Raw genomic sequence first — 23,400 nt, 5'->3', positions numbered from 1 at the left:
GGTGCTGACCATGACAACAAACGAACAAGAAATGTTAAAATTTAATCGAATTTATCAATGGTTAAACAATGATCTACGACCATTTTTAGGAGAAATTAGTCAAAAATATCATTTAACCTATGATCAATATACGCTATTGAAAGTGATTCAAACCCATAATCATATATCTGGCAGTGAATTAGCTGCGACATTGCATATTTCACGGGCCGCTATATCGCGCCGTTGTCGAGAATTGCAGATTTTAGCGCTAATTGAGGGTATCTCCCGACAAGAACCCGATTATCGTTTAACTTATTTTGAAACTTCGCAGTATGGTGATGAGGTGTTGGCTGCTTTAAATGAGCATTACGAAAAGTGGCTTGAAAAAGTCAACGAAGGTTATGGCTCAGAAAAATTCACACAGTTAGTGCAGTTAATGGATGAATTGGTCGTTCAAACCAATGTGGTTAAACGGCGTTTAGGCTAATTGAAACGTGATTAATAGAACGAATAGGCAATCATCTTTTTTAGGGTGGTTGCTTTTTTGGTTCACCTGATAAGTGCTCGGAAATAAATTAAGGCGATTAATTAAGTTAACTTTTTCGCCAGTTTAAGGTGGGTTGAGTGCAACTAAATTAAATGATATTTTTAAACGGTTATAAGTCGTAACTAAAAAGAAAAATAACAATCATCGTTATTTCATGGGGGATTTTAAGTGAAAAGTCTTAAATCAAGTATCGTTACTAGCGTCTTAATGTCAAGTTTGTTGTTACCAGTAATTAGCCCAGTCGCTAATGTGTTGGCGGCCGTACCGACTAATACTGATACGATAGTTCAAACTGATAAGTCAACGAATCAACCAGTGAGCGTCCCAGTTGCTAAGCCCGTCAATGCCCGAGGCTATGCGGTTGAAAATACAACTACGGTCGATCTAAGTCAAATGAACGCTGGTTTTGGAGCGACGACTTTACCAGATGGGTTTGCGTTTAAATATTCAATCGGCAAAGACGGTGCCAGTTCTAAAGGCTATTTAGTCGATCAAACGGGTACGCCTAATTTAGAAGTTTGTAGCTTGTTGGGCGATAGTAACTATATTCAAGCCAATACAACGATGCAATATTTTGTTAAAATTGATGGGACTTGGCATTTGCGTGCAATGAAGTTTATCAATACGCAAGCAACGGCAGGTGTGAAAGATTTTTATTTTGATACGACTGCCATCAATCAAGCCGCTATCAACGATGTCTATGGGAATACCATTAAAGAAACGATTGCGCCTGGTGTTGGAGTGTACATTAGCGCGACCGCTAATAAAGATGTGGTTCAAACTGCGACCGTTGAATATCAAATTTCACTTAGTGGCAGCAATGTCCCCGATTTTGATTTAGACGGTAACAATAATCACGATGGCTATGTTGCTGACACCGGCCGTCTCAATCAAGACACGACCTTCACGTTCTCGTATTTCAATGAACAAGGTAAGATGATGACTGGGGTGCTACATTTCAAGAAGGACGATGTCAAACCAGTTGCGAAACCGGTCACTGTTAATTATGTGGATGGACAAGGTCAAAAATTAGCGGACAGCACGACGTTGACGGGTGCGACCGGCGCTAGTTATCAAGCGACTGCTAAAACCGTTACGGGTTATGAATTAACGGCAACGCCAACGAATGCGAAAGGGACGTTTACCGACCAAGCACAAACCGTTAATTTTGTTTATAAAAAGACGGTCACAACGCCTGAAACAGCGAAACCAGTCACAGTCAAATACATTGACGAACAAGGTCAAACGATTGCCACCAGTGAAACACTCACCGGGAAATTGAATGAAGCGTATCAAACAACGGCTAAGGAAATTACTGGTTATGAACTCGTTAAAACACCCAGTAATGCAACTGGTCAATATAGTGTAGCGGCACAAACGGTGGTGTATGAATATCACAAGACAGCCGTTGCGAATACGGCGGTAAAAGTGACTGCGCAATACGTCGATGAACAAGGCAAAGAATTAATTGCACCAATTTCGAAAACGGGTCATACTGGTGATACATACGAAGCTAAGGCGGCCGTCATTAGTGGTTATGAACTCATCGCAATGCCAAGCAACGCTAAAGGCACGTTGGGGACCGAAGCGGTGAACATTAAGTTTGTTTATCGGAAGATTAACAACCAAACTGATAACAGCAACAGCAACAGCAACAGCAACAGCAACAGCAACAGCGATAAAACTAATTCTTCAGATTCAAAACCAGGGCATTTAGTAACCAATCAAAAGAAACAACCAGTAGTGACTAAGAAGACGACTAAAAAACTACCACAAACGGGTAGTCAAATGAGTATCGCGACGTCAGTGATTGGGAGTTTGATGGTCATGGTTGTTGGGATTATGCACTTCTTTAAAAAAGCGATTCGTAACCATTAACCAGTGGAACAAACGGCGTAATCGGTTTTAAAATGTTAAAATAAATAAGGCGTTAGCTTAGATAAACAATCAGAACACTGTCCGATTTATTTAATCTATTCGTCATTCGCGAGAGGTTTCAATCTGAAACCTCTTTTTTGTATGGATAAAAGTGCTGGAACCACTAGACTAACCGTTCAAATTCAGATAGAGTAGAAGTTTATAGTTTGATTTGAGGAGTCGAATATCTGAATGACAGAAAGAATGGTTTTAAGCGACAAATTATTGTATGGGGGCTTGCTCGCGGCCGCCGGTGGGTTTGATTCATACACTTATTTAGTTCACGGGGAAGTTTTTGCGGGGTTACAAACAGGGAATCTCATTTTGTTAGGGACACATCTAGGTCAAATGAAATGGGGCGTTTTACTACAGCATATGACGCCGGTCTTGGCATTTATGGTGGGGACAATTTTAACGCGGATGTTACAACACCGGTTTAAGGCTGCCGACTCGATTAATAAGCGCCAACGAATTGTTTTAGGGATTGAAGTCTTAGTTTTAACCATCGTGGCGGTAATCTCGCCATACGTCTCTGATTTATTATCGAGTGCACTCGTGTCGATGGTTGCTGCGGCGCAATTACAAGAATTCCGTCAACTCAAAGGGACACCATTCACCTCGCTAATGATGACCGGTAACGTCCGGACTTTAGCGGAAAGCTTGTATGATGGGGTTTCGAAGAAGAATCCATTAGCAATCGCCAAGGCGTGGGAGATTTTTAGAATTATGGTTAGTTTTACACTGGGGGCCGTCGTGGTCGGCTTAATGGTCGCCTGGCTGGGTGAACACACGATTATTATTTCGGCGTTATGCTTGTTGGGGACACTGACGATTTTACAGTTGAATCCGCAGAAAAGTATTTAATTAAGGGTTAGAAAAGGGGTTGTATGATGATTTTTTTAAAAGGGATGTTAATTGGGTTCGCGTTTGTGGCGCCGATTGGGATGCAAAATATTTTTGTTTTTAATAACGCCTTGTCCAATACGACCAAACGGGCTGTTTTGAATAGTCTGTTTATTTGGTTTTTTGACGCTTTATTTTCATTGGTGGCCTTTTACGGGATTGGCGCTTTGATTATTAAAAATGAAATGGTCAAATTAACGATTATGGGGATTGGCGGTTTGTTAATCTTATGGATTGGCTACACGATTATTCGCAGTGCCCGGGCCGCCGTTGAATTCGGTTCGCTACAAGCCATGCCGCTTAAAAAAGTTATCTTGACGGCTTTTGTCGCTGTTTGGGGGAATCCGCAAGCGTTGATTGATGGTACGTTGATGTTGGGCGCGTTGCGCGGTGATATGACAGCGAGTCAGACACTGCCATTCATTATCGGGGTGGTCACGGCGACGGCTAGCTGGTTCTTTGGGATTGCGATTCTATTCAGTATTTTTAGAAATAAAGTTTCGCCGAAATTCTTGATGTGGGTCAATCTGATCAGTGCTTTGATTATTATTGGCTACGGACTAATGTTAATCACCAAGGTTGCCTTTGTTTTATTCTAAGTTGAAAAGGGCGTTCTCAAACGAGAACGCCTTTTTTTAGTTCAATAACGTCTTATTTGTTTGAAAATAAAATATAAAAGTTAGGCACTACTAAAAATATTCTTTACATCTGGTTAAAACGGCGTACAATAAGGATGTCGTAGACAAATGGGATGTAAGGAAGTGGGATGAATGACCGCAACAAAAGCACCAAAGAAACATAAGTTGATTGAATATGCCAACGGGCCATCGCTAGAAGAAATTAATGGAACCGTTGAAGTGCCGGAAGGTAAAGGTTTTTGGAAGCTATTATTAGCTTATTCAGGGCCAGGCGCGTTAGTGGCAGTGGGGTATATGGATCCAGGGAATTGGTCGACATCGATTACCGGGGGGCAAAATTTCCAATACTTACTGATGTCCGTGATTTTAATGTCTAGTTTAATCGCGATGTTGCTTCAATATATGGCGGCTAAACTAGGCATTGTAACTCAGATGGATTTGGCGCAAGCAATTCGGGCGCGCACGAGTAAGTCATTAGGGATTGTTTTATGGATTTTAACAGAATTGGCGATTATGGCGACTGATATTGCCGAAGTCATTGGGGCCGCGATTGCCTTGTATTTATTATTCGGGATACCGCTGATGATTGCGGTGTTCATTACGGTTTTAGATGTCATGCTCTTATTATTGTTAACTAAGATTGGTTTTCGGAAAATTGAAGCAATTGTCGTCGCTTTGATTGTGGTTATTTTTGTGGTTTTTGCGTATGAAGTCGCCTTGTCCAATCCTGATTGGAGTGGGGTCATCAAAGGCTTGGTACCAAACGCCCAAACTTTTTCGACCACTAAACATATTGGTGGGCAAACACCACTAACGGGTGCCTTGGGAATTATCGGTGCGACGGTTATGCCACATAATCTGTATTTGCATTCCGCAGTGTCACAAACGCGGAAAATTGATCGTCATAATGAAGAACAGGTCGCTCAAACCGTTCGTTTTTCGACTTGGGATTCGAATATTCAATTGACGATGGCCTTCTTCGTCAACGCGCTGTTGTTAATTATGGGTGTGGCGGTTTTCAAAACCGGGGCAGTTAAGGATCCGTCATTTTTCGGGTTGTTCGAAGCCTTATCTGATACGTCGACAATGAGTAATGGTTTGTTGGCCAGTGTCGCGCGAACAGGTGTCCTTTCGACACTATTCGCGGTTGCCTTGTTAGCTTCTGGTCAAAATTCAACGATTACTGGGACTTTAACCGGCCAAGTGATTATGGAAGGGTTTGTGCATTTAAGAATGCCGTTATGGCTGCGTCGTTTAGTGACGCGGTTGTTATCGGTGATTCCGGTTTTAATCTGTGTCATGTTAACGAGCGGTAAGCCGGCAGTTGAAGAACACGAAGCGTTGAATACGTTGATGAATAATTCGCAAGTCTTTTTAGCGTTTGCCTTACCATTTTCAATGTTGCCATTATTGATGTTTACCGACAGTCGGGTTGAAATGGGCGAACGGTTCAAAAATAGTTTACTGATTAGAGGTTTGGGCTGGTTGTCCGTCATCGGATTAACGTATTTGAATATGATTGGTTTACCGGGACAAATTGAAGCCTTCTTCGGTGATCAAGCCACTAACGGGCAACTCGCTTTGGCAGATGATATTGCCTATGTGTTGATTGTCGGTGTATTAGCGTTATTAGTCTGGATGATTGTTGAATTGCGTAAAGGTAATCAGCGGTTCGAACAGCAATTAGCAACTGAAAAATAAGGGGAGGTTGGCAGTATGACGATGGTGGCAATGCACCGTATTTTAGTAGGCGTGGACGATTCACCAGATGCGTTAATGGCATTTGACTACGCGATTGAAGAAGCGAAAAAAGAAAATTTAGAATTAGTAATTGTTTCAATTCTTGAAAGTGATGAGATGAACGTTTATCAAGCGTTGAATAAGGATTTTGTGCACGGTGAATATGCTGATTTAGAAAAGCACGTCTTAAATTATCGCAACCAAGCCATGCAACGTGGCGTTCAAAATGTGCGGGTGGTGATTGCAGAGGGCGAACCAGGCGAAACAATCATTGACCAAGTGATTCCAAAAGTCCAACCCGATTTGTTAATTGTCGGTTCGAAATCGCAAAAAGGGGTCGCTAAATATTTTGGGAGTCAAGCGGCCTATATGGCGAAATACGCACCGATTCCAGTATTAGTTGTCCGTTAAAGGCGATAAAAAAAGAAGGCTGTGAGCCTTCTTTTTTTATTAGGGATTGAGATGTGCTAAAGTGGGTTTAAAAGTTTGTGGGAGGATTGGCTGATGCGTAAAGGGGTTAAAATTATGCTGGGGAGTTTAGCGATTGTCGGGTTACTCGTTTGGTATTTTGTCGCTAATACGCCACCCGCCAAAGTCAGCGCACGCGATCAAGTGCCGACTTTTTATCTGCACGGTTGGGGTGGGACTGCCAATTCGACCAATCAAATGATTAAATCCGCAGAACAGCAAAAAGACGCGACCAAAGTGTTAACGGCCAAGGTCAGTTCAACGGGGCAAGTGGCGTTAATCGGGAATTGGCACGCACCAACCAAACGTCCGATTATCCAGGTCTTGTTTCAGAATAATAAACAGAGCAATTATCAAATTACGAGTCGTTGGTTTAAAAAAGTAATCGTTGCGGTCAATCAGCAGCATCATTTTAAGCAATTTAACGTCGTCGCGCATTCGATGGGCAATCTCACGTTGGCTTACTATTTATTAAATAATGCAGAAAATGCTAAACTACCGCAGTTGGCGAAACAAGTGAATATCGCCGGCCATTTTGATGGCATTTTAGGAATGGACGATCAAGCCAATCAGAATCGGTTGAAGGCATCAGGCGAACCAGTGACAATGAATGCGACTTATCGGCAGTTATTAGCCTTACGCCAAGTCGTGCCAGCTAAACAGCTGCAAATTCTGAATATTTATGGTGATTTGGGCGATGGCAGCCATTCCGATGGTCGAGTCAGTAATGTCTCATCACAATCGCTCGCGTATTTATTGAAAGAGCGCGCTAAAAGCTATCGAGAGGTTAAGATGACGGGTAAGCAAGCCCAACACAGCACGCTACATGCCAATGCTCAAGTCGATCACCAAGTAGGACAGTTTTTGTGGGAGAAATAAACAATAGCGACTAAATTCGACAATATATCGGGTTTAGTCGCTATTTATTTGCAAACTTGATCCCCATCAATTATTAAAAAGCCGTTTCTTTCTATAATAAGGACATTCAGATAGAAGGAAGGCAATACAGATGCAAATTCAAAAATGGTTTCAACAACATAAAAATCACATCGCGTTGGTCAGCGGCTTATTAATTGCCGGCGCTTATAGCAGTCACTGGTTCGGTTTGCCGGATGGTTTCATGGACAGTTTATTAGTGACGGCGTCGATTATTGGGGCGATACCAATCATGTTGCAAGCGTATCAAGCGCTGAAGGTCAAAGTGATTAGTATTGATTTATTGGTTTCAATTGCGGTCATCGGGGCTTTTATCATTGGCGAATATCATGAATCGGCAATTGTCACGTGGCTATTTTTATTCGGCGGTTTTTTGGAACAGCAAACGTTAAAAAAGACGCGCGAATCGATTCGCTCATTAGCCGCGATGGCACCCCAAACGGCCGTTAAAATTGTAGGCCCGGATCAATTTGAAACGGTCGCAGTCGATGAGATTGCAGTCGGCGATCAGGTCTTAGTGAGAGCGGGGGCGCAAGTGCCGGTCGATGGCCAAGTCGTTGCCGGGACGGGTTATGTTAATGAAGCCAGTATTACCGGGGAAGCCCAATTAATCACCAAATCGGTTGGTGCAGCCGTTTATTCTGGGTCATTAGTTGATAACGGTACGCTGACTGTGGTCGCAAATCAAGTCGGCGATGATACGGCTTTTGCTAAAATTATCGAATTAGTGGAAGATGCCCAAGATAGCCAGTCAACTGCGGAGCGCTTTATTGACCGTTTTGCGACCTACTACACACCGGCAGTTTTAGTGTTAGCGGTCTTGATTGGCTTGATGACCCGCGATTTTAAATTAGCAATCACGATTTTAGTGCTCGGTTGTCCAGGGGCGCTCGTGATTGGCGCGCCGGTTTCAATTGTGGCGGGGATTGGTAATGGCGCTAAGAACGGCGTGCTAATTAAGGGTGGTGAGGTCGTTAATACGATGGCGGGTGTTGACACCATGATTTTTGATAAGACCGGTACTTTAACGCAGGGCAAGATGACGGTGGCGCAAGTCACGTCGTTTACAGCTGATAAAAATGCAGCGCTAGCAATCGCCGCCGCGGTTGAACGGCAATCGAATCATCCATTAGCGCAAGCGATTGTGACTTATGTCGCACAACAATCGTTAGCGGCGATATCGAAGATTACTGACAGTCAAACGGTTAAAGGCTTAGGGATTCAAGCGGTAGTGGGTCAGCAAACGGTTCGAATTGGTCGGGCTAAACTCTTAACGCAAGCGGGGATTGTGTTAACCCAAGACCAGATGCGGGCGATTGATAGCGCTCAAAAAGCGGGTCAGTCAATTGTGTTAGTCGCGATTGACCAACAATTGGCGTTATTAATTGGGGTGGCCGACACGCTTAAACCGGATGCGGCCGAGATGGTAACGGCGCTTCAGCAAAACGGTGTTAAGCGGTTGATGTTGTTGACGGGTGATCACGATCAAGCGGCTCAAAATATCGCCCAAGCAGTGGGCATTACGGAATACCATGCTAATTTATTGCCAGCTGAAAAGGTAACTTTCGTTAAAAAAGCCCAAGCGCAAGGTCAAACGGTCGCTTTTGTCGGGGATGGCATTAACGATAGCCCGTCACTAGCAACGGCGGACATCGGGATTGCGATGGGCGCCGGGACCGATGTCGCTATTGAAACATCGGATATCGTTTTAATGCAGTCCACTTTGACGGAACTAGTGAAAGCCAAGCAATTGGCGCGGCGTACAGCGCGGAATTTGCGACAGAATATTGGGATTGCGATTGGAACAGTGGCGTTGTTATTAGTTGGTTTGGTTTTAGGTAAAGTGCAAATGGCTAGTGGGATGCTGGTTCACGAATTAAGTATCTTAGTTGTGATTTTGAATGCGATGCGCCTGATTAAATAAAACTTGATGATGGTCAATTTTTAATCGGAGAGGTTGCAGTATGGTTAGGGTAATCAAAGAAAGGTGGTCATTAAAATGGCAAAATTAGTTATGCAATTGGATGAACTTTCATGTCCATCCTGTTTACAAAAAATTGAAGCGGCAGTCGAACAACAGGTCGGCGTCAAAACTGTGAAAGTGTTGTTCAACGCGAGTAAAGTCAAAACGGAATACGATGAAACGGCGACGAATCCAGAACAGTTAGCACAAGTTGTCACTAATCTGGGGTACACCGTTCAAAATATTAAAGTGAAGTAGGAGTGACTTAATCATGGATAAAACAACAATTGAAACCCAGTATCAAGCCGAAATTAAACAAGCTGATGTTGATCACCACACACCAACCGCTGGCGCAATGATTGGCCATATCATGGCGAACTTAGCGATTGAACAACGAAAGTTACAACAGATGAAATGGTGTGTCACTGGTCCGGCAAGTCTGGCTTTCAAAAACGTGGTGGCTGATTTATTAGTCGAAAATGGGGTACTATTAGAGAGAACCGCCCAACGATTACTAGATGAAGGGGAGGTCATTCCGACGACAACCACCGAATATCAGGAATATGGGATGTTGACCGAAGATGCGCGCATTAAATATTGGACACCGGTCATGATGACGACAGAACTGGTAGCCGATTACCGGACGGCTAATTTGTTTGTGACGCGGGCGATTAAATTAACGCAAAAAGAAGAACGCTTAACCTTGGCTAACGAATTAATCGATTTGTTGGGGCGCAATCAACACCAAATTCGAGTGTTACAAAGTTTATTGAATCTAACACCGCAAGATGGTTTAGAGGAAGAAGCCGATTAATAGATAGAAGGAAGTGGGTTAATGACAGTTGAAAAGCAACATATTTGTGCCGAACTAGTGCCAATTTTTAATCAATTGGACCATGACAGCCTAATTAAGATTTCGCAGATCACCCAACACGAGGTTGTTGCTAAAGGCACGCAAGTATTTAGTCCAGTGATGGCAGACCGGTTGGTGATTCTGGCGAAAGGTCAGATCAAGGTCTATCAATTGGCTGCGACGGGTAAAGAGCAGTTGCTGCGGATTATGGAACCGGGCGCTTTCGAGGGTGAAAAAGCCTTGTTTACGAAACAGGAAACGACCATTTATGGTGAGACACTGGTCGACAGTACGTTATGTACGTTATCGCGGACTGCATTTCAAAAATTGTTATTAACCTATCCGACAATCAGTTTGTCATTATTAGAAGATGCTGCCGATAAAATGACACAATTGGAAAGACAGGCGAATCTAATCAATATCGAATCAGTTGAATCGCGAGTTGCGACCTATTTATTAGATTTAATGAAAGTGACTAATCAAACGCAACTGATGATTCCGATGAAGTTAAAGGAACTAGCGACTTTTATCGGAACCACGCCAGAAACGTTATCGCGAAAATTAAAAAAATTAGAAGAAGCGGGTCTGATTGAACGGCAAGGACGGGCAATTAGGATTCTAAATTCTGAAAACCTTGAAGATTTTTATTGAAACAAATGAATAAAAGGCCATTTTTAGTGATTAAATCGCTAGAAATGCCCTTTTTTTAATTGTTTTAGTCGATTTCGTATTCAGGTATACCAATTTTGGATAATTGGAAACTAAACGCGTTGTTAAAGAGTTGTTAGAAGATAATCAATAGTGATTTTATGAAGGTTTTAAAAGATATGTTTAGCTATTTATGCATAAAAACAGGTTTTTTGAAAAAATATGTAATTTGTGATTGACGTTACTCCCGTACGGTGGTAAGATATTCTATGTCGTCGAGAGATGAACGTGTGCTTGATTCGCTAATCAATAATTTTTAAAAAAGTTATTGACAGTTAATTATCCACATGGTAAGATTTATTGTGTTGCTTGTTAAGAAATACAGAGCGAGCAACTTGCAAATATCTGATGTAGACCTTTGAAAACTGAACAAAGTTTCGACAAATCAAATGTGTAGGGTCGCCCTTCGGGGCACAACATATTTGCGAAGTCAATTCGCTAGCAAATAAATTAAGTAACAAAAACAAGAGCTACAAACTTTTAATTGAGAGTTTGATCCTGGCTCAGGACGAACGCTGGCGGCGTGCCTAATACATGCAAGTCGAACGCACTCTGGAACTGATTGAAGAAGCTTGCTTCTGATTGAAGCTCATTTGAGTGAGTGGCGGACGGGTGAGTAACACGTGGGTAACCTGTCCTAAAGTGGGGGATAACATTTGGAAACAGATGCTAATACCGCATAAAACCTAGCACCGCATGGTGCAAGGTTGAAAGATGGTTTCGGCTATCACTTTAGGATGGACCCGCGGTGCATTAGTTAGTTGGTGAGGTAAAGGCCCACCAAGACTGTGATGCATAGCCGACCTGAGAGGGTAATCGGCCACACTGGGACTGAGACACGGCCCAGACTCCTACGGGAGGCAGCAGTAGGGAATCTTCCACAATGGACGAAAGTCTGATGGAGCAACGCCGCGTGAGTGAAGAAGGTTTTCGGATCGTAAAACTCTGTTGTTGGAGAAGAATGTATCTGATAGTAACTGATCAGGTAGTGACGGTATCCAACCAGAAAGCCACGGCTAACTACGTGCCAGCAGCCGCGGTAATACGTAGGTGGCAAGCGTTGTCCGGATTTATTGGGCGTAAAGCGAGCGCAGGCGGTTTTTTAAGTCTGATGTGAAAGCCTTCGGCTCAACCGAAGAAGTGCATCGGAAACTGGGAAACTTGAGTGCAGAAGAGGACAGTGGAACTCCATGTGTAGCGGTGAAATGCGTAGATATATGGAAGAACACCAGTGGCGAAGGCGGCTGTCTGGTCTGTAACTGACGCTGAGGCTCGAAAGCATGGGTAGCAAACAGGATTAGATACCCTGGTAGTCCATGCCGTAAACGATGAGTGCTAGGTGTTGGAGGGTTTCCGCCCTTCAGTGCCGCAGCTAACGCATTAAGCACTCCGCCTGGGGAGTACGATCGCAAGATTGAAACTCAAAGGAATTGACGGGGGCCCGCACAAGCGGTGGAGCATGTGGTTTAATTCGAAGCAACGCGAAGAACCTTACCAGGTCTTGACATCTTCTGAAAATCTTAGAGATAAGACGTTCCCTTCGGGGACAGAATGACAGGTGGTGCATGGTTGTCGTCAGCTCGTGTCGTGAGATGTTGGGTTAAGTCCCGCAACGAGCGCAACCCTTATTACTAGTTGCCAGCATTTAGTTGGGCACTCTAGTGAGACTGCCGGTGACAAACCGGAGGAAGGTGGGGACGACGTCAAATCATCATGCCCCTTATGACCTGGGCTACACACGTGCTACAATGGATGGTACAACGAGTCGCAAAACCGCGAGGTTAAGCTAATCTCTTAAAACCATTCTCAGTTCGGATTGTAGGCTGCAACTCGCCTACATGAAGCCGGAATCGCTAGTAATCGCGGATCAGCATGCCGCGGTGAATACGTTCCCGGGCCTTGTACACACCGCCCGTCACACCATGAGAGTTTGTAACACCCAAAGCCGGTGAGGTAACCTTCGGGAGCCAGCCGTCTAAGGTGGGACAGATGATTAGGGTGAAGTCGTAACAAGGTAGCCGTAGGAGAACCTGCGGCTGGATCACCTCCTTTCTAAGGAATAATACGGAAAACCTTGTACATTTGTTAGCGTCGAAACTTTGTTTAGTTTTGAGAGGTCTACTCTCAATAAACACGTTTTTTGGGCCTATAGCTCAGCTGGTTAGAGCGCACGCCTGATAAGCGTGAGGTCGATGGTTCGAGTCCATTTAGGCCCATTGTACCAAGAATTAGATAGTTACAACACGGGGGATTAGCTCAGCTGGGAGAGCGCCTGCTTTGCACGCAGGAGGTCATCGGTTCGATCCCGTTATCCTCCATAGATGGCAATAGTCATCGAAACTTTGTTCTTTGAAAACTGGATAATAAGTAATATTAGATTTAAAAGCCGAGAAAAACATTGCGTTTTAAAGAGTTTTTTAATAGAAGTATGAATTAGTTCATATCGCTAAACTCAAATAATAACCCTTTACCGTAGGTAAAGATAGGTTAAGTTATAAAGGGCGCACGGTGGATGCCTTGGCACTAGGAGCCGATGAAGGACGGTACTAACACCGATATGCTTCGGGGAGCTGTAAGTAAGCTTTGATCCGGAGATTTCCGAATGGGGGAACCCAATACCTTTAGTCGGGTATTATCATTAAGTGAATACATAGCTTAATGAAGGTAGACGCGGGGAACTGAAACATCTAAGTACCTGCAGGAAGAGAAAGAAAAATCGATTCCCTAAGTAGCGGCGAGCGAACGGGGAAAAGCCCAAACCAAGAAGCTTGCTTCTTGGGGTTGTAGGACAGAACATTGGAGTTACCAAGTTAAGTTGTAATCGAATCAGCTGGGAAGCTGAGTCAAAGAGTGTGATAACCACGTAGATTAAACAACTTAACCTCCGTTCTGGATCCTGAGTACGGCGGAACACGTGAAATTCCGTCGGAATCCGGGAGGACCATCTCCCAAGGCTAAATACTCCCTAGTGACCGATAGTGAACAAGTACCGTGAGGGAAAGGTGAAAAGCACCCCGGAAGGGGAGTGAAATAGATCCTGAAACCGTGTGCCTACAATTAGTCAAAGCTCGTTAATGAGTGATGGCGTGCCTTTTGTAGAATGAACCGGCGAGTTACGTTTATATGCGAGGTTAAAGTGAAAAGCTGGAGCCGTAGCGAAAGCGAGTCTGAAATGGGCGAGTGAGTATATAGATGTAGACCCGAAACCAAGTGACCTACCCATGTCCAGGTTGAAGGTGTGGTAAAACACACTGGAGGACCGAACCCACGTCAGTTGAAAATGGCGGGGATGAGGTGTGGGTAGCGGTGAAATTCCAAACGAACTTGGAGATAGCTGGTTCTCTCCGAAATAGCTTTAGGGCTAGCCTCGGAATATTGGATCATGGAGGTAGAGCACTGTTTGGACTAGGGGCCCGTCTTGGGTTACTGAATTCAGATAAACTCCGAATACCATTGATTTAGTTCCGGGAGTCAGACTGCGAGTGATAAGATCCGTAGTCGAAAGGGAAACAGCCCAGATCACCAGTTAAGGTCCCAAAATTTATGTTAAGTGGAAAAGGATGTGGCGGTGCACAGACAACTAGGATGTTGGCTCAGAAGCAGCCACCATTTAAAGAGTGCGTAATAGCTCACTAGTCGAGTGCCGCTGCGCCGAAAATGTACCGGGGCTAAACATAATACCGAAACTGTGGGTGGACACGTAAGTGTCCGCGGTAGGAGAGCGTTCTAAGGGCAATGAAGCTAGATCGTAAGGACTAGTGGAGCGCTTAGAAGTGAGAATGCCGGCATGAGTAGCGAAAGATCAGTGAGAATCTGATCCACCGTATGACTAAGGTTTCCTGGGGAAGGCTCGTCCTCCCAGGGTTAGTCGGGACCTAAGGCGAGGCCGAGAGGCGTAGTCGATGGCCAACAGGTTGATATTCCTGTACTAGTTTATTTTGTTTGAACGATGGAGGGACGCAGGAAGCTAAGGAAAGCACACGACTGGAAATGTGTGTCCAAGCAACGAGTCTTGAGTTGAGTGAAATGCTTGATTCTTTAAGGACAAGTTGTGATGGGGAGCGAAATTAAGTAGCGAAGTTCCTGATGTTACACTGCCGAGAAAAGCTTCTAGTGAGAAATAAACTACCCGTACCGTAAACCGACACAGGTGGTCGAGGAGAATATCCTAAGGTGAGCGAGTGAACTCTCGTTAAGGAACTCGGCAAAATGACCCCGTAACTTCGGGAGAAGGGGTGCTGACCGTCAGGTCAGCCGCAGTGAATAGGCCCAAACAACTGTTTATCAAAAACACAGGTCTCTGCAAAATCGTAAGATGACGTATAGGGGCTGACGCCTGCCCGGTGCTGGAAGGTTAAGAGGATGAGTTAGCGCAAGCGAAGCCCAGAATTGAAGCCCCAGTAAACGGCGGCCGTAACTATAACGGTCCTAAGGTAGCGAAATTCCTTGTCGGGTAAGTTCCGACCCGCACGAAAGGCGTAATGATTTGGGCACTGTCTCAACGAGAGACTCGGTGAAATTATAATACCCGTGAAGATGCGGGTTACCCGCGACAGGACGGAAAGACCCCATGGAGCTTTACTGTAGCTTGATATTGAGTGTTTGTATAGTTTGTACAGGATAGGTAGGAGCCGTAGAGATCGGAACGCTAGTTTCGATGGAGGCGTTGGTGGGATACTACCCCAACTGTATGACCACTCTAACCCGCGTCACTTAGCGTGACGGGAGACAGTGTCAGGTGGGCAGTTTGACTGGGGCGGTCGCCTCCTAAAGTGTAACGGAGGCGCTCAAAGGTTCTCTCAGAATGGTTGGAAATCATTCGTAGAGTGTAAAGGTATAAGAGAGCTTGACTGTGAGATTGACAAATCGAGCAGGGACGAAAGTCGGACTTAGTGATCCGGTGGTTCCGTATGGAAGGGCCATCGCTCAACGGATAAAAGCTACCCTGGGGATAACAGGCTTATCTCCCCCAAGAGTCCACATCGACGGGGAGGTTTGGCACCTCGATGTCGGCTCATCGCATCCTGGGGCTGTAGTCGGTCCCAAGGGTTGGGCTGTTCGCCCATTAAAGCGGTACGCGAGCTGGGTTCAGAACGTCGTGAGACAGTTCGGTCCCTATCCGTCGCGGGCGCAGGAAATTTGAGAGGAGCTGTCCTTAGTACGAGAGGACCGGGATGGACATACCTCTGGTGTACCAGTTGTTCCGCCAGGAGCATCGCTGGGTAGCTATGTATGGAAGGGATAAACGCTGAAAGCATCTAAGTGTGAAGCCCCCCTCGAGATGAGATTTCCCATTCCTTTATGGAAGTAAGACCCCTGAAAGATGATCAGGTAGATAGGCTAGGAGTGGAAGTACAGCGATGTATGGAGCGGACTAGTACTAATCGGTCGAGGACTTAACCAAAGGTGCAATGTTTTGGGCTTTTGAGATGATATTACTTATTATGCAGTTTTGAGAGAACGAAGTTCTTCTCAGTGCGAATAGCACAAATAGTGTGGTGGCGATAGCAAGAAGGATACACCTGTTCCCATGTCGAACACAGAAGTTAAGCTTCTTAGCGCCGATAGTAGTTGGTGGGAAACTACCTGCGAGGATAGGACGTTGCCACGCTATATTTGATGGAGGTTTAGCTCAGCTGGGAGAGCATCTGCCTTACAAGCAGAGGGTCACAGGTTCGAGCCCTGTAACCTCCATTGAGTCGTTAGCTCAGTTGGTAGAGCATCTGACTTTTAATCAGAGGGTCGACAGTTCGAGCCTGTCACGACTCATCGGCCAAAGTTACACGCCAAGAAAATGCGGGTGTGGCGGAATTGGCAGACGCGCTAGATTTAGGTTCTAGTGTCTATATAGACGTGGGGGTTCAAGTCCCTTCACCCGCATACAATTGAATAGTTTTTTTAATGAAAGCAATCTTTTTTGCCGACTTAGCTCAGTTGGTAGAGCATCTGATTTGTAATCAGAGGGTCGGGCGTTCGAATCGTCTAGTCGGCATTAAGATGCGGAAGTAGTTCAGTGGTAGAACATCACCTTGCCATGGTGGGGGTCGCGAGTTCGAATCTCGTCTTCCGCTTTCATTATGATATCGCCGGGGTGGCGGAACTGGCAGACGCACAGGACTTAAAATCCTGCGGTAGGTGACTACCGTACCGGTTCGATTCCGGTCCTCGGCATCATAATGAAAAATGCACCCATAGCGCAACTGGATAGAGTGTCTGACTACGAATCAGAAGGTTGTAGGTTCGACTCCTACTGGGTGCATAGAACGGGAAATAGCTCAGCTTGGTAGAGCACCTGGTTTGGGACCAGGGGGTCGCAGGTTCGAATCCTGTTTTCCCGACTGGATACAAAAAAAGTAAATAAGAAATGCGGAAGTAGTTCAGTGGTAGAACATCACCTTGCCATGGTGGGGGTCGCGAGTTCGAATCTCGTCTTCCGCTTTTTTTGTATCCGTAACACATCACCAAATAAGTTTCCGGGAAGTAGCTCAGCTTGGTAGAGCACTACGTTCGGGACGTAGGGGTCGCAAGTTCAAATCTTGTTTTCCCGACTCAAAAAGGCTTGCGACAGCAAGCCTTTTTTGTTGTCTACTGAAAAGTCAGTAAACTTTCTTTTTAAGGGAATAATCGTTATAATAATAGTCAACGTTAGTCAAAGTTAAACTTACGAATGAATAAAAGGGATTGATATATTTGCAAAGTCAGAACATCTCAGATATCATTGAGGCCTATTTGAAAAAAATATTGGCTGATAATGAACAGATTGAAATTCGGCGCTCGGAAATTGCAAAATTATTTAACTGTGTGCCTTCGCAGATTAATTACGTCATCAATACCCGTTTTACAGAACAACGGGGCTACGTTGTTAACAGTAAACGGGGTGGCGGTGGTTACATTCGGATTGTTAAGGTGCAATTTTTAGACGATCGCGATTTCTTGGAGGCCTTGATTAACAATATCGATTCGCGAATTTCGCAGAACGATACCTTGGCGATTATCCAAAAGCTGTATGATGAAGATATTCTCTCGCAAAAAGAGGGCAATCTGATTCTGGCGGCGATGAGTCCACAAACGTTAGCCTTGAATGATAAACAATTGGAAGAGCAACTGCGAGCGCAAATATTGGTTGCTGTATTAGAACGACTACGATACGAAATTAAGTAAAAAGTGAGGGGTTATCTATGAATAATCTATTTACACCTAGCGCCAAGAATGTTTTAATGTTGGCCCAAGAACAAGCACAAAAGTTTAATCACCATGCCTTAGGGACTGAACATTTATTGATTGCATTGGTATTGGAAAGTGAAGGCATCGCTGGGACAACGCTCCGTGAATTAGGGGTGACACCGACTGATGTCTTAGAAGAAATCGAACGCTTGACCGGTTACGGTAATGCGGTTGTTGCACTAGGTGCGAGTGGTTATTTGCCATACTCACCGAAAGCGAAGCAAGTTTTAGACGTCGCGCGGGGGGAAGCCCAACAAGTTAACGCGATGAAAATCGGGACAGCTCATTTATTATTGGCCTTGTTGCGAGACGACGATATTATTGCCGCGCGAATTCTATTAAACTTAGGATTGAGTTTGGCTAAAACACGTCAATTGCTATTACAAAAAATGGGTGTCGATAGTGCAACTGCTAAAAAACGGTCAAAGACGAAACCTAAAAATAATGTGCAAGAAGGCACACCGACGCTTAACCAATTAGCGCGCGATTTAACCCAACTGGCTCGTGATAATCAGATTGACCCCGTCGTTGGTCGGACTGCGGAAGTGCAACGACTCGTTCAAATTCTAGCACGTCGTTCGAAAAATAATCCTGTATTAGTTGGTGAACCAGGGGTCGGTAAAACAGCGATTGCGGAAGGTTTCGCCCAACGGATTATTGATGGCGATGTACCAAGCGATATGCTACACAAACGGTTAATGATGCTCGATATGGGTTCGCTAGTCGCGGGGACTAAATACCGTGGCGAATTTGAAGACCGTTTGAAAAAGATTATTGATGAAATTTATGCGGATGGTCAAGTCATTCTCTTTATTGATGAATTGCACACGTTAATCGGGGCCGGTGGGGCAGAAGGCGCAATCGATGCTTCTAACATTTTGAAACCCGCTTTGGCTCGTGGTGAATTACAATTAATCGGGGCGACGACGCTCGATGAATATCAAAAATATATCGAAAAAGATGCCGCTTTAGAACGCCGTTTTGCGACGGTGACGGTTAATGAACCAACACCAGAAGATTCCGAACAGATTCTAGCGGGGTTACGGCCACGTTATGAAGCATATCACGGTATCACGATTACCGACGACGCGTTACACGAAGCCGTGGTGTTAGCCAACCGCTATATCACGAATCGCTTCTTACCCGATAAGGCCATTGATTTAATGGATGAAGCATCGGCGCGCGTTCGTTTGGCGGCGGTTAACCAAAAAACACCGTTGGACAAGCTAGAATTAAAACTACAAACGTTAGCACAAGAAAAAGAAACAGCGGTTGGTCTGCAAGATTTTGAAAAAGCAGCGGCCCTGCATGAAAAAGAAGTCGCAACTAAAGTTAAAATCGTGAAGTTGCAAGCTGAAGCCCAAGAAAATGGGGTGCGCTCAGATATTAAAGTGACTGGTGAAAGCATCGCAGAAGTCGTCGCTCAGTGGACGGGTGTGCCCGTGACTCAGTTGCAACGCAAAGAAAGTGAACGGTTGATGCAACTTGAAAAAGTCTTGCACGAACGAGTTGTGGGTCAAGAAGAGGCGATTTCAGCCGTTTCACGGGCGATTCGTCGTGCGCGTAGTGGTTTGAAGGATCCGAAACGACCAATCGGTTCATTTATGTTCTTAGGGCCTACCGGGGTCGGGAAGACGGAATTAGCGAAGGCGTTAGCCGAAGCGATGTTTGGTTCCGAAGATAATTTAATCCGAGTTGATATGTCGGAATACATGGAACGTTACAGTACGAGTCGCTTAGTCGGGGCTGCCCCTGGTTACGTCGGCTTTGAAGAAGGTGGTCAGCTGACTGAAAAAGTCCGTAATAAACCTTATTCAGTGGTCCTATTCGATGAAGTTGAAAAAGCCCATCCAGATGTCTTCAATATTTTGTTGCAAGTCTTGGATGATGGTTATTTAACGGATTCAAAAGGGCGCAAAGTCGATTTCCGGAATACGATTATGATTATGACATCGAATTTAGGGGCGACAGCTTTACGCGATGATAAATCCGTTGGTTTCGGCGTTAAAGACGTAACGGCGGATTACAAAGCGATGCAAAGTCGGATTTTGGAAGAACTCAAGAAAACGTTCCGACCAGAATTCTTAAACCGAATTGACGAAACGGTCGTTTTCCATTCCTTAACGAAACCTGAATTGCGCGAAATCGTCAAAATTATGGCGAAGAGTGTCTTGAAACGATTAGAAGCGCAAGGTGTGACGATTAAGATGACGGCTGCGGCGATGGATGTGGTTGCCAAGGCGGGCTTTGATCCGGAATACGGTGCGCGACCAATTCGGCGGGCGCTACAAACCAAGGTTGAAGATCAGTTGAGTGAAGCTCTCTTGTCAGGTCAAATTACGACTGAATCACCGGTGACAATTGGCGCAACAAAGGGTCAAATTACAATTACTAGTAAAAATCAACAAACTGAAGAAACTCCAATTAAAAGTTAAACCAAAAAGCTTAGATTCAGGCGTGTAAACTCGTCCGAACCTAAGCTTTTTTAGTTTGTTTTATTCTGATGAAGAGCCAATAAACTTTCTAGTTGGGTAATTTCGGTTTTAATGTGAGCACCAATATTGGTTTGGCTGACCCGTTGACGTTGACTGACCTGATCAATCACCCGTTTCGTCGAGATGATGTCGGTCATATTGGCGATGGCGTCAGCTTTAGTCGTGAACGGTTGATGGGTAATCAGCTGCATACCGTATGAATTGTAGAGTAAAGTGAAGCCACCAATGCCAGTTGTATGGTGATAAGCTTTCGAAAAGCCACCGTCGATGACGATCATTTGGCGGTTAGCCATGATTGGATCGTGGCCTTTTTTTACTGGCGTGTGGCCGTTAAGAATGTGACCCGTGGTTGGGGATAAGTCGAATTCTGTTAATAACTTCTGGATAAAATCGGTTTGATGCCGTAATTGATAGTATGGATTCTTAGCTTCGACGTGTAATTGTGGATTAGTACTGAAATATCGTTCAAAAGTGGTCATTGCAGTCTTACCAAAGAGTGGTGACAGCGGACCTGTCCACAGATACCACAATAAGTCGGTGGATAAGTTATCCTGTTGGGCCGGGTGATTGAAACTAGTGCGGATTTGATGATCGAAGAAATCTAATAAAGCCTTACCGGCATAAGCTTGGTTGGCGATGGTTAGACTTAAGAATTCGCCGTCAGCATCAACCGGGATACAACCATGGAAAAGTAAATTCTGATTATAAATTTGGTACATACTGCCGTGGTCGATTAAAAAAGTCAGATGTCGGCGTAATTTCTGACAATGGGTAAAGGCGGTCAACAAATCTTGAATAATACGGGCTTCTTCTGGGGTTAATGCCGCCGGATCTTTAGGATTAATCGTTTGGAAGCAAGTATTGGTCAGCGGATAAATTTGCCCGTTAATGTGTAGTGTGTGTTGGCTAAAATCGATTTTAGATAATAATTGTCGATGCCCCATTTCAAATTCAGGATTTCGCGTGATCACGGTTTGTTCCAATTTGAATTGCATGATGGCTAAAGCCTGTTGGACTTGGCTAATCTTGAGTTGTTCCGGTGTCGATAAAGCGGGTTGATTGGGATCGTCGACGGGTAAAAAGGCGGGATTAGCTTGGTAATGGTGTTGTGCAAATTGGACTAAATTGGTTAAATCAATGCCATACGAGTCTTCGATAATCGCTAAATTATTGTAACGGGCACAAATTCTTAAGAGGTTTAATAAGCAGAGTTGGGAACCACTCGCTGCGCCAAACCAAAGAATATCATGATTGCCCCATTGAATATCGACGGCGGGTAAACGGGTCAGTTGTTCGACGATTAAATCGGGATGTGGCCCTCGATCATAGATATCACCGATGATGTGCCAATGGTCGACAACTAATTTTTGAATTGTATGGCAAGTCGCGATGATTAAAGCATCGGCTTGGCCCAAGGTAATAATCGTTTGGGTGATTTCTTGGAAATATTGGCGTTTATCACTGTTGGCGACGTCATCGTACATTAATTCTTCAGTGATGTAGACGAAGTCGGGCGCCATGGCTTTACGGACTTTTGAACGGGTATATTTAGTGGAGACGAACTTTAATAATTCAATCAAGCGTTTGAAATTCGTCAGGTACCATTGGGCTAACTCCGCTTCCGATAATGTTTCGTGTTTGCAAGCGATTCGTTGCGTGGGATAATACACCAAGAAAGCGAAGGCTTGCAAGGTTTCTTCGGTCATCTCACCGGAAAAAACGGCCGCAATTTTTTGCCGTAGATTACCGGCCCCTGTTCGGATTAGATGTTGAAAGGCGTCGTATTCACCATGCAGATCGCTCATGAACGCTTCGGTCGGTTTGGGCAAATTCAAAATGGCTTTGAGGTTAATAATCTCGGAGGTAATGGCCATGGTGGTTGGATATTGATCGGATAACGTTTTCATTTTTTGATTAATCATAAATAGGCTCCTTTCTAAATCAATAATTTGATTATACCAATTATTGGAATGAATGTTAAATTAAGAATTGATTAATATTCGTTAGTCTATACCAATTTAGGGTGTCGGAATAAGGGGACTCCCGCAATGGCCTGAAATGTGCTATTCTAGTTAGTATTGAAAAAGTTAAATACGGAGGCAGTTATGATTGAAATTGTGGCAACGCCAGAATCAGTTGCGCAGGCAAAAGCGCTGTTGGCTCTTGGAGTCGATAACTTATATTTAGGGGAAGATTACTTTGGTTTGCGGTTACCGCATAGCTTTGAACGAGCGGAATTGACCGAAGTGGTGGCCCTCGCACATGCGGCTGGCAAAAAAGTGACGGTGGCGGTCAATGCCATTTTCCATAACGACCGAATAGTCCACGTTTTGGACTATTTGCAATTCTTAGCTGGCCTGAAAGTTGATCAAATCACGATTGGCGATGCTGGTGCGATTAATTTATTGCTTGAAAATCAAGTGTCGTTGGCTTATTTATACGATGCTTCGGTGACGGTGACGAGTGCCCGCCAGATTAATTTCTGGGCGAAACACCAAGCGCAAGGCGCGGTGATTGCGCAAGAAGTGCCTTATGAAGAATTGAAAACATTGGCACCCGCATTACAAGTGCCCGGTGAAATGTTAGTTTTCGGGGCAACTGCGATTCATCAATCGGGTCGGCCGTTAGTCGATAACTATTTTGACTTTGTTAAAGCCCACCAAGAAAAATCAGATCGTAAACGGGGGCTATTCATTTCGGCACCCCGCAAGCCCGAAACCCATTATTCGATTTATGAAGATCGCAATGGCACGCACGTTTTTGCGAGCAACGATATTGATTTAATGCCACGCTTAGACAAACTAGTCGAACTCGGTTTAAATCGCTGGAAGTTAGATGGTATTTTCTGTCCGGGGGATGATTACGTCACGATTACCGGCTTGTTTATCCAAGCAAAAAACGCTTTTGAAAACCAACAATGGACATCGGCGTTAGCGACTGATTTAGACGCGCAACTCCACGCTCTTTTACCTAAGAACCGCGAAGTCGATACCGGCTTCTTCGACATTGATCCTAGTGAGGTACAATAA

Annotated in this window: 15 protein-coding genes, 12 tRNA genes and 3 rRNA genes; 29 read left to right on the top strand and 1 reads right to left on the bottom strand. The window is 44.6% G+C overall.

Annotation, left to right across the window (positions count from 1 at the left end; all coding sequences use genetic code 11):
- Positions 1–10: 10 nt before the first annotated feature.
- The 28 genes from ACVPPQ_RS03425 (at position 11) to ACVPPQ_RS03290 (ending at position 20,311) form a co-directional block, all read left to right on the top strand.
- Entirely contained in the window at positions 11–466 is a 456-nt protein-coding gene (locus tag ACVPPQ_RS03425; protein ID WP_463495704.1) for a MarR family winged helix-turn-helix transcriptional regulator, read from the top strand.
- A 228-nt stretch (positions 467–694) separates the two neighbouring features.
- Positions 695–2,404, top strand: a complete 1,710-nt coding sequence (locus tag ACVPPQ_RS03420) for a MucBP domain-containing protein (protein ID WP_463495703.1) — start codon at positions 695–697, stop codon at positions 2,402–2,404.
- 231 nt (positions 2,405–2,635) lie between these two features.
- On the top strand, positions 2,636–3,307 hold the full coding sequence (locus ACVPPQ_RS03415; protein WP_463495701.1) for a YoaK family protein: 672 nt from the start codon (positions 2,636–2,638) through the stop codon (positions 3,305–3,307).
- A 26-nt stretch (positions 3,308–3,333) separates the two neighbouring features.
- Positions 3,334–3,945 carry a LysE/ArgO family amino acid transporter gene (locus ACVPPQ_RS03410; protein WP_463495700.1) on the top strand — a complete coding sequence of 204 codons (612 nt, stop codon included), beginning with the start codon at positions 3,334–3,336 and terminating at the stop codon, positions 3,943–3,945.
- Positions 3,946–4,116: 171 nt separating this feature from the next.
- A complete protein-coding gene (locus ACVPPQ_RS03405) occupies positions 4,117–5,685 on the top strand; it encodes an Nramp family divalent metal transporter (protein ID WP_463495699.1) in 1,569 nt (522 codons plus the stop codon).
- A gap of 21 nt (positions 5,686–5,706) precedes the next feature.
- The gene (locus ACVPPQ_RS03400) at positions 5,707–6,135 is read left to right on the top strand and encodes a universal stress protein (RefSeq protein WP_413476543.1); all 429 of its coding nucleotides are present in this window, start codon (positions 5,707–5,709) and stop codon (positions 6,133–6,135) included.
- 93 nt (positions 6,136–6,228) lie between these two features.
- A complete protein-coding gene (locus ACVPPQ_RS03395; RefSeq protein WP_463495697.1) occupies positions 6,229–7,071 on the top strand; it encodes an alpha/beta hydrolase in 843 nt (280 codons plus the stop codon).
- 130 nt (positions 7,072–7,201) lie between these two features.
- A complete protein-coding gene (locus ACVPPQ_RS03390; protein WP_463495695.1) occupies positions 7,202–9,052 on the top strand; it encodes a heavy metal translocating P-type ATPase in 1,851 nt (616 codons plus the stop codon).
- A gap of 75 nt (positions 9,053–9,127) precedes the next feature.
- A complete protein-coding gene (locus ACVPPQ_RS03385; RefSeq protein ID WP_025083987.1) occupies positions 9,128–9,349 on the top strand; it encodes a heavy-metal-associated domain-containing protein in 222 nt (73 codons plus the stop codon).
- A 13-nt stretch (positions 9,350–9,362) separates the two neighbouring features.
- The gene (locus ACVPPQ_RS03380; protein ID WP_463495693.1) at positions 9,363–9,905 is read left to right on the top strand and encodes a ferritin-like domain-containing protein; all 543 of its coding nucleotides are present in this window, start codon (positions 9,363–9,365) and stop codon (positions 9,903–9,905) included.
- Positions 9,906–9,926: 21 nt separating this feature from the next.
- The gene (locus tag ACVPPQ_RS03375) at positions 9,927–10,595 is read left to right on the top strand and encodes a Crp/Fnr family transcriptional regulator (RefSeq protein ID WP_463495692.1); all 669 of its coding nucleotides are present in this window, start codon (positions 9,927–9,929) and stop codon (positions 10,593–10,595) included.
- A gap of 537 nt (positions 10,596–11,132) precedes the next feature.
- Positions 11,133–12,704: ribosomal RNA gene (locus tag ACVPPQ_RS03370) — 16S ribosomal RNA — on the top strand.
- Positions 12,705–12,794: 90 nt separating this feature from the next.
- Positions 12,795–12,868 (top strand) — tRNA-Ile (locus ACVPPQ_RS03365).
- A 29-nt stretch (positions 12,869–12,897) separates the two neighbouring features.
- Positions 12,898–12,970, top strand: a tRNA-Ala gene (locus ACVPPQ_RS03360).
- A gap of 167 nt (positions 12,971–13,137) precedes the next feature.
- Positions 13,138–16,056 (top strand): 23S ribosomal RNA (locus tag ACVPPQ_RS03355).
- 90 nt (positions 16,057–16,146) lie between these two features.
- Positions 16,147–16,263 (top strand): 5S ribosomal RNA (gene rrf / locus ACVPPQ_RS03350).
- Together the 16S, 23S and 5S rRNA genes with 12 tRNA genes alongside form the textbook arrangement of a ribosomal RNA operon.
- 10 nt (positions 16,264–16,273) lie before the next feature.
- Positions 16,274–16,346 (top strand) — tRNA-Val (locus ACVPPQ_RS03345).
- A gap of 2 nt (positions 16,347–16,348) precedes the next feature.
- Positions 16,349–16,421: transfer RNA gene (locus ACVPPQ_RS03340), tRNA-Lys, on the top strand.
- Positions 16,422–16,448: 27 nt separating this feature from the next.
- Positions 16,449–16,532 (top strand) — tRNA-Leu (locus tag ACVPPQ_RS03335).
- A gap of 39 nt (positions 16,533–16,571) precedes the next feature.
- Positions 16,572–16,644: transfer RNA gene (locus ACVPPQ_RS03330), tRNA-Thr, on the top strand.
- A gap of 7 nt (positions 16,645–16,651) precedes the next feature.
- Positions 16,652–16,723: transfer RNA gene (locus ACVPPQ_RS03325), tRNA-Gly, on the top strand.
- Between the two features lie 14 nt (positions 16,724–16,737).
- Positions 16,738–16,823, top strand: a tRNA-Leu gene (locus tag ACVPPQ_RS03320).
- Between the two features lie 14 nt (positions 16,824–16,837).
- Positions 16,838–16,911 (top strand) — tRNA-Arg (locus ACVPPQ_RS03315).
- Between the two features lie 5 nt (positions 16,912–16,916).
- Positions 16,917–16,990: transfer RNA gene (locus ACVPPQ_RS03310), tRNA-Pro, on the top strand.
- Positions 16,991–17,018: 28 nt separating this feature from the next.
- Positions 17,019–17,090: transfer RNA gene (locus tag ACVPPQ_RS03305), tRNA-Gly, on the top strand.
- A gap of 36 nt (positions 17,091–17,126) precedes the next feature.
- Positions 17,127–17,200 (top strand) — tRNA-Pro (locus tag ACVPPQ_RS03300).
- A gap of 142 nt (positions 17,201–17,342) precedes the next feature.
- The gene (locus ACVPPQ_RS03295; RefSeq protein ID WP_463496329.1) at positions 17,343–17,813 is read left to right on the top strand and encodes a CtsR family transcriptional regulator; all 471 of its coding nucleotides are present in this window, start codon (positions 17,343–17,345) and stop codon (positions 17,811–17,813) included.
- A 17-nt stretch (positions 17,814–17,830) separates the two neighbouring features.
- On the top strand, positions 17,831–20,311 hold the full coding sequence (locus ACVPPQ_RS03290; RefSeq protein ID WP_463495690.1) for an ATP-dependent Clp protease ATP-binding subunit: 2,481 nt from the start codon (positions 17,831–17,833) through the stop codon (positions 20,309–20,311).
- Between the two features lie 50 nt (positions 20,312–20,361).
- Here ACVPPQ_RS03290 and ACVPPQ_RS03285 read toward each other — a convergent pair whose 3' ends face one another.
- Positions 20,362–22,293 (bottom strand): fructose-1,6-bisphosphatase, encoded by a 1,932-nt coding sequence (locus tag ACVPPQ_RS03285; protein WP_463495689.1) that lies wholly within the window; start codon positions 22,291–22,293, stop codon positions 20,362–20,364.
- Between the two features lie 183 nt (positions 22,294–22,476).
- Between ACVPPQ_RS03285 and ACVPPQ_RS03280 the strand changes: the two genes are divergently transcribed.
- Entirely contained in the window at positions 22,477–23,400 is a 924-nt protein-coding gene (locus ACVPPQ_RS03280) for a peptidase U32 family protein (protein WP_463495687.1), read from the top strand.

It is taken from the genome of Latilactobacillus parafuchuensis (genome assembly GCF_055271665.1).
Note: the sequence above shows the minus strand (reverse complement) of the source record. Positions and strands in the feature narration are given on the sequence as shown.

Excerpts from the sequence above, each read along its gene's own strand:
- ACVPPQ_RS03385 (WP_025083987.1), top strand. The coding sequence starts at position 9,128 with ATGGCAAAATTAGTTATGCAATTGGATGAACTTTCATGTCCATCCTGT.
- ACVPPQ_RS03375 (WP_463495692.1), top strand. The coding sequence starts at position 9,927 with ATGACAGTTGAAAAGCAACATATTTGTGCCGAACTAGTGCCAATTTTT.
- ACVPPQ_RS03390 (WP_463495695.1), top strand. The coding sequence starts at position 7,202 with ATGCAAATTCAAAAATGGTTTCAACAACATAAAAATCACATCGCGTTG.
- ACVPPQ_RS03425 (WP_463495704.1), top strand. The coding sequence starts at position 11 with ATGACAACAAACGAACAAGAAATGTTAAAATTTAATCGAATTTATCAA.
- ACVPPQ_RS03380 (WP_463495693.1), top strand. The coding sequence starts at position 9,363 with ATGGATAAAACAACAATTGAAACCCAGTATCAAGCCGAAATTAAACAA.
- ACVPPQ_RS03415 (WP_463495701.1), top strand. The coding sequence starts at position 2,636 with ATGACAGAAAGAATGGTTTTAAGCGACAAATTATTGTATGGGGGCTTG.
- ACVPPQ_RS03410 (WP_463495700.1), top strand. The coding sequence starts at position 3,334 with ATGATTTTTTTAAAAGGGATGTTAATTGGGTTCGCGTTTGTGGCGCCG.
- ACVPPQ_RS03290 (WP_463495690.1), top strand. The coding sequence starts at position 17,831 with ATGAATAATCTATTTACACCTAGCGCCAAGAATGTTTTAATGTTGGCC.
- ACVPPQ_RS03395 (WP_463495697.1), top strand. The coding sequence starts at position 6,229 with ATGCGTAAAGGGGTTAAAATTATGCTGGGGAGTTTAGCGATTGTCGGG.
- ACVPPQ_RS03400 (WP_413476543.1), top strand. The coding sequence starts at position 5,707 with ATGGTGGCAATGCACCGTATTTTAGTAGGCGTGGACGATTCACCAGAT.
- ACVPPQ_RS03280 (WP_463495687.1), top strand. The coding sequence starts at position 22,477 with ATGATTGAAATTGTGGCAACGCCAGAATCAGTTGCGCAGGCAAAAGCG.
- ACVPPQ_RS03405 (WP_463495699.1), top strand. The coding sequence starts at position 4,117 with ATGACCGCAACAAAAGCACCAAAGAAACATAAGTTGATTGAATATGCC.
- ACVPPQ_RS03285 (WP_463495689.1), bottom strand. The coding sequence starts at position 22,293 with ATGATTAATCAAAAAATGAAAACGTTATCCGATCAATATCCAACCACC.